Here is an 11,974-nt window from a genome sequence, read left to right on the forward strand (position 1 = left end):
ACAAAACCCGCTTCTTTTACTGGAGGCGGGTTTTTTCTTGCCCATTCCCTACTTTATTGTCATGCTCTTTCGTCTGTTTCTTTCCGGCTGGCTGGTGGCATTGCTCTCCCTGGCGGCTGCGGCGCAAACCATGGGCCGCGTAGAACACTTGCCTGATTTTGCCTCGAAGTTTGTGCAGCCCCGCCATGTAGATGTGTGGCTGCCGGAGGGCTACGTGCCCGGCAAAAAATATCCGGTACTGTACATGCATGATGGCCAGAACCTGTTCAGCCCTAAAACCTCGTACGGAGGCGTAGCCTGGGAAGTAGATAGTGTACTCACGCAACTGCAGCGGGAGAAAAAAGTGCCCGCATACATTGTAGTGGGCATCTGGAACTCCCCCAAGCGCTTTGCCGAGTATACGCCCGAGAAGCCGTTCCGGAACCTGCCCCCGGCCCGCCAGCAGGCCTTTCAAGAGGAGTACCACGCCGGGCCGCTGTCCGATGCTTACCTGAAATTCCTAGTGGAAGAGCTGAAACCCTACATCGACCAGCATTATCAGACTAAGCCAGACCGTAAGCATACGTTCATCATGGGCTCCAGCATGGGCGGGTTGATTTCGCTATACGCGGCCCTGGAATACCCGCAGGTGTTTGGTGGCGCCGGCTGCCTCTCCACGCACTGGCCTTTAAGCCTGCAATCCAACACCCCGGACTTCACCAATGCTATGGTGCAGTACCTGGAGCAGAAGCTGCCGCGCCGCCATAAGCCCCGGCTTTATTTCGATTACGGCACTACTACCCTGGATGCCTTGTATGAGCCGCACCAGCAGCGTATTGATGCCGTGCTGCGGGCTCGTGGCTACGATGCCCGGCACTGGCAAACCCGCCGCTTTGAGGGCGCTGCTCACAACGAAGCAGCCTGGCAGCAGCGTCTGACTATTCCGCTGGAATTTCTGCTGGGTAAGAAGTAGCCGCCAACAGCAGCGCCAGGCTCCAATTCGTGCTGCTATTCCTGTTACCTTACAGGCCATGAAAAAAGCCCTGAGCTATCTGTTCCCTTTCACGCGCAAGGTGCCCTCCACCTATAATGGCGAGTTGGAGGTGAGCTGGTACCGGGGCCGCAAGGTGCTGGACTCCCGTACGGCCAACTATTCCTACGGCTCTTTGCAGCGGGTGCTACGCTTTGGTCTGCAGCAGTTGTCACTAACCGGGTGTCGACGGATTTTGCTGCTGGGGCTGGGCGGAGGCTCCGTTATCCAAACGCTGCGGGAGGACTTCGATTATCAGTACCACATTACCGCCGTTGATTTTGACCCGGTGGTAATTGAGCTGGCGGCGCAGGAGTTTGGCATACAGGCAGGCCCACGCCTGCAGATTGTGTGTGCCGATGCCTTTGCTTATGTGAACGATTCTCACCCACCCTTTGATGTGGTATTGGTGGATTTGTTTGTGGATAGCGCTATTCAGGAAGGCGTGTTTGCGCCGGTATTCTGGCAGAATATCTTCCGGCAATTGCGCCCCGGCGGGCAGGTGTTGCTGAATACCCTGCAGGCCGAAGTGCCGGCCGGCGCGCTGCATCAGTTACAGGAAGCTGTACAGGCATTAGGTGGAACCGTGCGGCTATTTCCCAAAGTGGAAAAGCTGAATCTGCTGGTGCTGGCCCAGAAGCCCGCTTAAAGGCCCCGGCCAGAAATACTTTTCTCAGACTTTCGCGACAGCCTGTTTTCTTTGTGGAAATATTCCGACGCCTTTTTGCCGTTAGCACCCTATGGAGATTATCAAGCATTTCTTTGACCTGGTACTGCACCTCGATAAAACCCTCGTGGATGTGGTGCTCCAATACGGGACGCTCACGTACCTGATTCTGTTCCTGATCATCTTTACCGAAACCGGGGTAGTTGTATTTCCTTTTCTGCCCGGCGACTCGCTGTTGTTTGTGGCCGGTACGCTGGCCGCTCAGCCTGTGGCCGCTGGCTCATCCGAAACCCTGCTGAACGTCTGGTACCTGATGCCTTTGCTGTTTGTAGCCGCTTTCCTGGGTGATAACCTCAACTACTTTATTGGTGACTATTTGGGGCCGCGGGTGTTCCGCGAAAACTATAAGCTGCTCAACCGCAAATACCTGGACCAAACGCAGGCCTTCTATGCCAAGCACGGGGGCAAAACCATCATTATGGCCCGCTTTATCCCTATCGTGCGCACGTTTGCTCCGTTTGTGGCCGGCGTGGGCACCATGAAATACAGCTACTTCATCAGCTACAGCATTGGTGGGGCCTTGCTCTGGGTGGTTTCCCTCACCATGGCCGGTTATCTCTTCGGTAATATCCCGGTAGTGCGCGACAACTTCACTTTGGTGATTTACGGCATCATTCTGCTATCTATTCTGCCGCCGCTGTTTCAGTTTCTGAAAAGTAAATTCTCGGCCCGCCCTACCAGCGCCTAGAAAAAATAGTATTTACTGAAGAAACCGCCCGGCCCTCATAGGTACCGGGCGGTTTTTTTGTTGCTTTGGAAGTGCTTACATAGAAGAGCACTGTTTATGAAGGAATTTGGATTGATTGGTCGCTCTTTGGAGCATTCTTTTTCGCAGACGTACTTCACCCAGAAGTTTGAAAATCTGGGACTGAGCGACCATCGGTACGAGCTTTTTGAGCTGTATTCCATTACGGAGCTGCCGGCACTGCTGGCCCGGCATCCGGAACTGGTGGGCCTAAACGTTACCATTCCCTATAAAGAACAGGTCTGGACGTACCTGGATGAAATCTCACCGATTGCGGCCCGTATTGGAGCCGTGAACGTTATTGAGTTTGCGGCTGATGGCCGCCGTATTGGCCACAATACCGACTACATCGGGTTTCAGGAATCGGTGCGGCGGTTTTACCCCGAGCGCGGCGACCATGCCGGCGCGCTGATTCTGGGCACTGGCGGCGCCGCCAAAGCCGTGGAAACCGCCCTGCGCGACTTGGGCATCCGCTGCTGGCTGGTATCCCGCAACCCCTTGGCGGCCGGCCTTACTTATGCCGATTTAACCCCCTCACTGTTGGAGGCGCATCCGCTAATCATCAATACTACCCCGCTGGGAACTTACCCCAATGTGGCCGAGTGCCCCAGCATTCCCTACGAGCACCTGACCGAGCGCCACTACCTCTACGACCTGATTTACAACCCCGGTGAAACCCTCTTTATGCACAAGGGCCGGGAGATGGGCGCGCATACCAAAAATGGTTTCGAAATGCTCTGCCTGCAAGCGGAAGCTGCCTGGGCTATCTGGAATAAATAAGCTGCTCCATTGGCACATAAAAAAGCCGGCCTCCTGCATGCAGGAGGCCGGCTTTTTTCAAACAGGCGGGTCAGAATACTATTGCTGGCCGTTGCCGCCACCGTCGCCCTGCTTTTGGTCGTCGTTGCGGATGCTGCGGGCTGGGCGCTTGGCTTTATTCTCCAGCTTGCCGAACCGGTAGCTGAAGGCCATTCGCACGCCGCGGTTATAAATGCGGGTCGTGTTGGTCTGCTCCGAGTACTGCGTGCGGAAGTCGTTGGTCATGCGCACGTACTTGGTGAAGGGGTTGTCAGCATTCAGCGTCAGGTCGCCTTTGCCCTTCATTATTTCCTTCCGCAGGCCAACGGAATACATCTGCCAGGCGGAAGATGTACCCTGCAGTTGAATGCGCGGCGAGTTCAGCATCCCAAAAAACTGCAGACTCAAGCCTTTTTCAAACTTATAGCCGGAGTTAATATTGGCCGAATACACCACCCCGCTGTTCGTGGTATTCAGGGCTACGCTGCTCAGGTACACATAGTACACGTTTACGTTGCCGCTGATATCCCACTTCGGCAGCGGCTTAATAGAGCCAAACAGGTTCATGCCGTAAGTTTGATTGCGGGCAATGTTGCCGTAAGTCGTCTCTACCACGTTAATGGTTTCGCCCAAGGAATTCACCACCGGCACCGTGGTGCGCTTGGCTTCAATGGCGTTGTTGGTGATGCGGGCGTAGGGCGAAATATTGATAACGGAGCCTTTCACAAAGGCATTCCAGTTCAGCTCGTAGTTGTCGCTGAACTCAGCATCCAGCTGCGGGTTGCCGAACTGCACGTTATACTGGTCGGTCTGGTTGCGGTAGGGGTTCAGGTAGAAGATAGAAGGCCGCTGAATGCGCCGCGAGTAGCTGACACGCACCGTAGAGCCCTGCTGCTTCAGGTTGCGCGTAAGGCTCAGGTTAGGAAGCAGGTTGGTATAGTCCGTAGTGAAACGGCCGTCCTGGCCCTGAAACTCGCCGCTTAGGTCGGTGCGCTCCAGGCGGGCACCTAGGCGCGCCGTGTACTTCTTGCCCAGGTTGGTGGCATAAGTGGCATACGTAGCAGCCACGTTCTGATCGTAGGAGAAAACATTGCTGAGGGCGGCATCTTCCGTAAATGCACCGTCGCCGTAGGCTTTATTTACGTGGTAGTCACTGCCCACATTGCGCCAGATGAGCTTGCCGCCCAGCTCCACGGTTTGCGTTTCCGTAAGGGGGTGCACATAGTCGGTTTGCAGGGTAGTTTCGCGGTTGCGGGCCAGGTTGGGGCTGTTTTCCTGATACTCCGGCGTGCTGTGCGCGTCGTCATCAATAGCAAACTGGTCGATATTGTAGAACGTGCGTCGTTGGTTGCGGCTGTGCTGGCCCAGCACCGACCACTCGCGGCGGCTGCCCTGGCCAAACGTGCGGGTATAGGAGCCCGTCAGGTCATAGTTCTGCATCCGGAATTTCTGGAGCAGGTCGCGCTGATAGTCGCGGCTTTCGCCGGGCACGTTACCCTGGGCTAGCCGGTAGCGGTTTTCAATGTCCACATCAAATTGGTTGCGGAACTGGGCCATGCTCAGGGAAAGGTTCAGCGCGTGGTTAGGCGCGGGTTCGTAGTCCAGTCCGATGCGGCCGTTGCCGCCGCCGCCGCCGCCGTTGCCATTGTTGCGCTGGGTGAGGAAACCAGTAGTAGACTGGCCTTCGCTGTTCTGCACATTAAAATCAGTGCGGTCTACGCCCTGCACGCCGGGAGCATAAAATGCCCACCCGTTCAGGGAAGAAGACAAGCCGAATTTGCCTTTACGGGCATTCAGGGCCAGGTTGCCGTTGCTGTTGCGGGTCCCTATGGCTACGCCCACGTTGCCATTGATGCCCTGCAGGTTGTTTTCCTTCAGTACAATATTGATGATGCCGGCCGAGCCTTCGGATTCATATTTCGCCGAGGGGTTGGTAATGACCTCCACGGACTTAATCTGGTCGCCGGGCATCTGTTTCAGCGCCTGGGCCACGTCGCTGGCTACTACGGAGGAAGGCTTGCCATTGATGAGGATGCGTACGTTGCCGGAGCCGCGCAGCTGCAGGTTGCCGTCGGGATCTACGCTCACCATGGGCGCTTTGCGCAGTACATCAGCAGCAGTGGCGCCCTTGTTGGTGTTGTCCTGCACGGCGTTGTACACCAGGCGGTCAGGCTTGCTTTCCACTACGGGCCGCTCGCCGGTCACGGTTACTTCGTTTAGCTGCTTGGTTTCCGTTTGTAGCGTAACAGTGCCCAGGTCCTGGGTCATCTTCCCCTCCGCCAGCGATACAATCTGGGTTTTGGAGCCATAACCAATGAAGCTGATGACAACCCGGTACTCACCGGCGGCCAGGCCTTTTAAGGCAAAGCGGCCTTTATCATCGCACACAGTGCCATCTACGGGTTTTTCACCCACGGGCGGCAGCAGGGTAATGGTAGCAAATTCTACGGGCTGGCGCGTAGTAGCATCCAGCACGGTGCCGCTCAGGCGGCCAGTGCCTTTAGCCGCTGGAGCCAGCGTGATGGCCGGTGCAGCACCGGCCGGCCGGGCTGCTCCGGCAGGGGCTGGTGCGGCGCCTTGAGCCAAGGCCATATGTGTAGTGAGCGAAGTGCTGGCTAGCAGCAATGCGAAGAGGTGTTTCATAGCATGGTTCGGTAAAAGCGCAGTAAAGGCAGGTGTGCGGCTGTATATCTCCCGGGTATAATCAACAACTTCAGCACAGATGATAAAACCCGGCAGTGGGTTGCATTCCGCCGATTTTATTTTGTGCTTCTTTCTTATCGGAAGTCAGGAAAGGAATTTGCCGCCGCAAAGGTAGGTTTTCGCTTACCCGATGCCTACCGCCCCGCTCACTTTATCTTGCTAAGCCAAAATCCCGGCAACGGCCGGCAAAAACTATGGCGGCTTCCTGCAACACCCTGATAATATGCTAGCCACCCAAAAGAACAGCCTCCCGAAATCGGGAGGCTGTGTTGCAGGAGGTGTGTAGATACTGAAGTTGAAATGTAGCATTTTGTGCTTGATTTCCTAGTCTTTAATCGGGATGGTTTTCCTCAGATTTCATGGGGTAGGGGCAGGCTATTCCCGAAAAACTATCGGATTGACACCAGAGAGTAAATGTGCTTTAATACTAACCTAAGCCGACTGGCAACCGGGTAATCATAGGTAGATTATATCAAGATGCTGCCTCGGTTATAGTTCAGCTGAAAAACCCAAAAGAAACCAGGGTTTAGCTTATTAGGATTCTACCTGAATATCTTCTTTTTTAGATAATTATAGGGCTGAATATCAGAATTTTGAATGAGGACAGGGGCAATTGTGTAACCGACATGCAACGCTTGGATAACCCGCTGTACTCTTCACAGTAGAGGGCGGGCATAGCTCCCGTTTTTATTCACTTTTTCCAGTAGCCCAAGCGTATGCCCCAGCCTAGCACCCGGAGCAATTTTAGTGGCTTAATCTTTTCTGTTTACGATGAGCAGAGAGGCAGCCGTAGCGGTTGGTTTGTAGCATGAGCGCGCTATTACCTACCTTCGGCGGGTCGGTTCTGAACAGCCTGCTTGCGCCGGTTGCCGTTTCCGAACCGATTCTTCGCCCTGCTACTGCCCCTGTGCGTCCTCTCTCCTCACCCCACAATCTGAGCGAGTCGGAGCTGCTTGATGCTTGTCTGGCTGGTAGCCGCCTGGCACAAAAGCAGCTTTACGACCGGTACTCTGCCCGGATGATGGCAGTTTGCATGCGCTATGCCCAAACCACGTTTGAGGCCGAAGACGTGTTGCAGGAAGGCTTTCTGACGGTGTTTAAGAACCTGCCAAAATTTCGACGAGAATGCCCGCTGGAATTCTGGATCCGCCGTATTATGGTGAATGCCGCGCTTCGCCAGCACCGGCGCAATGCCCACCTGGTAGCCGTAAGTGAAGGGGAGTACCCCGAAGACCTGGCCGATGAGGAGTTTACCTTAGCCAACTATGGTTTTGAGGAGCTTCTGACGCTGATTCAGGAACTGGCGCCGCGTTACCGTATGGTCTTTAACTTATTTGCCATTGAGGGCTATAGCCACAAGGAAATCGGGGAGCTGATGAGCATCTCCGAAGGCACCAGCAAGTCACAGTACGCCCGGGCACGGGTTATTTTGAAAAACAAATTAGAGCGTCTCGATGCTCACCGGACCAATGGAACCTTCAGCCGATAAGCCCACCTCCCCACAAAAGGGCGACCTGGAGTACCTGTTTCGCCAAAAATTTGAGGAAGCCGAGTTTCAGCCCCGGGCCAGCCTGTGGGAGCAGCTCGATCATGAACTGGTAGTACAGCAAAACGAAACCTTCCGGGAGCGGCTGCGGGTGCACCGGTGGGTGGCCGCCGCCTGCGTATTATTCATGCTGAGTATGGGAGGCTGGTTTGCCCGGCACTTCACTAGTACCCATGAGGCCGAGCTGGCAGTAGGGCAGGAGCCCACTAACAGCCGGAACGCTTCCGGCAATGCCGCTAAATCAGCCCGGTTAGCCGTTCAGGTGCCTGCTTCAACCTTAAACCAGCCAGCCTCTGCTGCTACTTCTACTACTTCGGCTTCATTCCATTCTGAATCAGCGGCTGCCGGCAGTGCTGCCACACAATTGGCTGCAGCCCGTGCTTCCGGCATTTCGGATAAGGAAAGATTAGCGGGCAATGCTACGCCAAACCGTACCGGTACGGCCGTTCTTGCCTCCGGTAGAGCCTCCCGCACCTTGCCAACCAATACCCAGGCCGTCAATACTTCATCGGCTACGGAAGCTGCTTCCCCTCAGGGAGATGCTAATCGGCAGGCTGCCCAAGGGCGTAATACTTTCCTGGGTTATGCTGCTAACAGCACAGCACAAGGTCGTCAGCAAGAGGCTGCCGGCCAGCTTCGTCCGACAGGAGCTACTCCTCCTCCTTCGGCTAGTGCCGGGCTGAGTGCCTTTAGCCGTAATACGGCCGTTTCAACGGTAGCAGCCGCCACGCCGGGCGCTGCTGTGGCCTCTGCCATTCAGCCACCTGCAGGAATAGCAACGGATCCGGTAGAGGTCATTTCTCCTCGGGCCGCTGCCCTTCATGGAACGCTGGCCGCTCTGCCTTCTTCCCTGGATTCAGACTATACTCCCAATGCGCTGGCCTGGGCCGATGCACTGGCCGCCAAGGATGAAAAACAGCTGGCAAAGAACGGTAGCTGGAGCCTGGGCGGAGGCCATAACCTGTCTTCGTTCAACCCCAATATCAACTTCTCCCGCGGTTCTGTCAGTGCAGCCAATCTGCAGAATGCTTCTCCTACAGTGCGGGTAAACTCCCAGATGTACGAAGAAGGCGCCACGGAATACCGCAAGAACCTGCAGGCGGGCCTTGGGCAGCGCGTAGCCTTACTGGCCCGCCGGAAGCTCTCTAGTCGCTGGAGTGTAGCCGCCGGCGTAGAAGCCGCTGAGTACCGGGCTTCGTCGCAGACCTCATATGCTGCCATGATACACAATCAACAGTCCACCTTCACCGGCGACCTGCAGCAGAGCACCCGCATCCGCACCCAGATGGCTACCGACCTGACGGTGCTGTCGGAACCGCAAACAACCCGCTACCGCTACCGCACCGCCGGGCTGCCCGTTTCATTGCAGTATGGTGCCACGGATAAGGCTGGCTGGTCATTATATGCCCGTATGGGTGCCGCCGTTAACGTGTTGTTCGGCAGCCGCCTCTCGCCGGAAAACCCCGCGCTGGTGAGCCAAAGAGAATATAATTTAAAGTCTGCTGACTCGCCATATCGGCATGTGCTGGCCTCATTACGTGGTGGTGCTGGTATGCAGTACCGGCCCGCTGGTGCTGCCTGGATGGTAGCCCTGGGGCCAGCTGCTGAAGCGGGTCTGAATACGATGAACGCCAATCCTACTCAGTCCTACTGGCAGCAGAACCGCCCGTACTCAGTGGGCCTGGAAGCCAGCGTGGAGTTTGGCGTGGGCAAGCCCATGGCTGCCGCCCACTAACCTTTGGGTGGGCTGCTGGCCCGGCCAGCCTATTAACGAGACGCTTCTTGAAATACCTTATAGAAAAACCCGCTTCCGGTTGGAGGCGGGTTTTTCGGTTTTAAAGATGTCCGAAAAGGAACGGATGGTAGCACTACCGGGCGCAGGAGGTAGTGCTATACAGTAGGCGGGTGCCTATTCGTGAATCAGCCGGAGGGTGGCCTGCTGCTGGCCCTGCTGCACCCGCAGTAAATAGATGCCTGCCGATAAGGTGCCCGTTTCCGGCAGCAGCAGGGTGTTAGCGGCCGCCCGCACGTACATGGTGCGCTGCCAGAGCCGCCGTCCGGTGGCATCCAGCAGACTTACGGTAGCAGAACCCGGCTGCATAGCCTGCAGCTGCACCTGCGCGCCGGCACTGCCAAAAGGCAAAGGCCAGGCGGAAAGCTGCAGCGCATTGTCTGCATTTGCGGCAGTGCCATGAACGGGCAGGGGCAGGCTAAGAGTACCGATGCGCAGGGGGATACTGCTGTAATACGAGTGGCCGGCCTGGCCATAGTTATTTGCTCCCCAGGTCCACAGCGTGCCATCGGTGCGGGTGGCCAGCACGTGGCGCATGCCCGCCTGCACTCCCTGCCATTTGGCATCAGGAGCTACCATTTGGGGCGTGGTGGAATCAATGTTGGAGGCGTTGCCCAGCGCGCCGTCCGCATTATAGCCCCAGGTCCAGAGTTTACCATCTTTGTCGATGGCTACCGTAAAGAAGGTGCCGGCGCTTGCGACTTTCCAGGTTTTGGAAGAGGCTATCTGGATGGGTTTGGTAGCGTCAGTGGTGGTGCCGTTACCCAGCTTGCCGTACTCATTGCTGCCCCAGGCCCAGAGCGTGCCATCCTGGGCAATGGCTACCGTATGATTGGCGCCGGTGCTGACGCTACGCCATTTGCTGCCGGGTTTTACCTGCTCCGGAGCCAGCCGGGGAGCTTGGTCACCCATGCCCAACTGCCCTTTCAGGTTATAGCCCCACGTCCAGAGGGTGCTGTCCTGGCGGATTGCGGCTGTGTAATACCCGGACTCAGTAGGGTATCCATAATAATCAACTAGGCTGGTGCTTACCTGGAGCCAGTGGAAGCCTGCTGCAATTTGGACGGGCTCCTGCTGCGCGTTGTTAGTACCGTCACCTAATACGGGCCGGGTATAAAACAGGCCTACGTTGCCACCCCAGCCCCAGAGTGTACCGTCCTGTTGAATGCCCCAGACACATTGCGGCCCCACGGCCACTGAATGCCACGTAGCGCCGGGCGCGACCTGCACAGCGGAATAGGTATTTTCCTTACTGTTATAGGAGTCTTTGCCGTAGCGGCCGGGGGTATTGCCCCAGGTCCAGAGCGAGCCATCCTGCCGGATGCCCAGCAGGTAGCTGCTGATTGGCTGCGGCCCCACGTATACCTTGGTCCAGTGATGCGTGCTGTCAATTTTTGCCGGAGCCGTATAGAGGTTATACCGGTTAATGGACAGGTGGTACGCATCACCCCAGCCCCATAAATTTCCTGCCTCATCGATAGCGGCGGAATAGATGGAGCCGCCGCTATATTCTTTCCAGGCAACTTTAGGAGCCACCGGGAGCGGGAGAGTTATCTGCGTGGTTTTGATGGTGGTGGTGCCCAGGGCGCCGGTTTGGTTGTAGCCCCAGGTCCAGACGGAGCCATCCTGCCGAATACCCATGGAGAGACAAAAGCCGGCTGTCACGCTTTGCCAGGTCGTACCCGCGGCCACGGCGTTAGGGCGACTGTCGGGGCTCGTTCCAATGCCCAGAGAGCCAAAGGTGTTGTAGCCGGCGCTCCAAAGCGTGCCATCGGCTTTGATCATCAGGCAGTGGTTGTATCCCGCGCTGATGCTCTTCCACTTGGTGGCAGGCTGGAATTCTGAAGGCGACAGATTAGGGTAAACCGAAAGCAGCGGGCTGGATTCTCCCCAGTTCCAGAGCGTGCCGGTTTTGTCAAGGGCCACAACGTAGCCATTACCGGCACTAACGCTTAGCATGCCTGTTCCAAGCTTGTAAGGAGCAAACCGATGTGCTTTGGTGCCGTCGCCGAGGGCGCCATTGGTATTATTACCCCAGGTCCAGAGCGTACCATCTGGCCGGATGGCGGTGGAATGGTAGTCGCCCGCGCTTGCGCTTTGCCAGGTGATGCCCGTCCCAATTTGTACCGGAGTTAAACGTGCGGTAGTGGTGCCGTCGCCAAGGGCGCCATAGGAGTTGCTACCCCAGGCCCAGAGGGTGCCATCCTGCCGGATGGCCAGCGTGTGGGCATTGCCGGCGCTTACGCTGAGCCACTTGGTGCCGGGGGCAATTTGCACGGGGCTGGAGCGGTTGCTGGTAGTGCCGTCGCCAAGCTGCCCATACTCATTGTTGCCCCAGGCCCAGAGCGAGCCATCCTGCCGAATAGCGAGCGTATAAAATCTTCCGGCTTCAGCACTCTTCCATTTAATACCGGTAGCAATGCGGACAGGCGTAGCCCGGTTGCTGGTAGTGCCGTCGCCAAGCTGCCCATACTCATTGTTGCCCCAGGCCCAGAGGCTGCCATCGGTTTGTACCAGAAGGGAGTGAAACTGAGCTTGGGCTGGTGCTGTGGCGGCCAAAGTAAAAAGCAATACCAACCAGAAACATGCGCACCGAAACAATGAAGACATGCTATAAATAGAATAATATTTAGTTGAATCTTGGGTTGGTAAAG

The 11,974-nt window shown here is 56.5% G+C and carries 8 protein-coding genes; 6 read left to right on the plus strand and 2 right to left on the minus strand.

The window, feature by feature from the left end:
* The first annotated feature begins 61 nt into the window (after positions 1-61).
* The 4 genes from Q4G72_RS04120 (at position 62) to Q4G72_RS04135 (ending at position 3,261) form a co-directional block, all read left to right on the plus strand.
* A complete protein-coding gene (locus Q4G72_RS04120) occupies positions 62-952 on the plus strand; it encodes an alpha/beta hydrolase (RefSeq protein WP_303310164.1) in 891 nt (296 codons plus the stop codon).
* Between the two features lie 58 nt (positions 953-1,010).
* Entirely contained in the window at positions 1,011-1,658 is a 648-nt protein-coding gene (locus Q4G72_RS04125; RefSeq protein WP_303310165.1) for a spermidine synthase, read from the plus strand.
* A gap of 91 nt (positions 1,659-1,749) precedes the next feature.
* Positions 1,750-2,424, plus strand: coding sequence for a DedA family protein (locus Q4G72_RS04130; protein ID WP_303310166.1), 675 nt, complete (start codon positions 1,750-1,752; stop codon positions 2,422-2,424).
* Positions 2,425-2,520: 96 nt separating this feature from the next.
* A complete protein-coding gene (locus Q4G72_RS04135) occupies positions 2,521-3,261 on the plus strand; it encodes a shikimate dehydrogenase family protein (RefSeq protein ID WP_303310167.1) in 741 nt (246 codons plus the stop codon).
* A 78-nt stretch (positions 3,262-3,339) separates the two neighbouring features.
* Here Q4G72_RS04135 and Q4G72_RS04140 read toward each other — a convergent pair whose 3' ends face one another.
* Positions 3,340-5,922: a TonB-dependent receptor gene (locus Q4G72_RS04140; RefSeq protein ID WP_303310168.1), complete on the minus strand. Its 2,583-nt coding sequence runs from the start codon at positions 5,920-5,922 to the stop codon at positions 3,340-3,342.
* 967 nt (positions 5,923-6,889) lie between these two features.
* Here Q4G72_RS04140 and Q4G72_RS04145 point away from each other — a divergent pair.
* Both Q4G72_RS04145 and Q4G72_RS04150 read left to right on the plus strand, forming a co-directional pair.
* Positions 6,890-7,471 carry an RNA polymerase sigma factor gene (locus Q4G72_RS04145; protein WP_303310169.1) on the plus strand — a complete coding sequence of 194 codons (582 nt, stop codon included), beginning with the start codon at positions 6,890-6,892 and terminating at the stop codon, positions 7,469-7,471.
* Positions 7,452-9,263: a hypothetical protein gene (locus Q4G72_RS04150; RefSeq protein WP_303310170.1), complete on the plus strand. Its 1,812-nt coding sequence runs from the start codon at positions 7,452-7,454 to the stop codon at positions 9,261-9,263. The genes Q4G72_RS04145 and Q4G72_RS04150 overlap by 20 nt, the downstream gene beginning before the upstream one ends.
* A gap of 174 nt (positions 9,264-9,437) precedes the next feature.
* On the opposite strand, the gene Q4G72_RS04155 is transcribed toward Q4G72_RS04150, so the two are convergent.
* Positions 9,438-11,879, minus strand: coding sequence for an RCC1 domain-containing protein (locus Q4G72_RS04155; RefSeq protein WP_303310171.1), 2,442 nt, complete (start codon positions 11,877-11,879; stop codon positions 9,438-9,440).
* Positions 11,880-11,974 lie beyond the last annotated feature (95 nt).

It is taken from the genome of Hymenobacter sp. BT730, assembly GCF_030542105.1.
Classification (GTDB): Bacteria; Bacteroidota; Bacteroidia; order Cytophagales; family Hymenobacteraceae; genus Hymenobacter.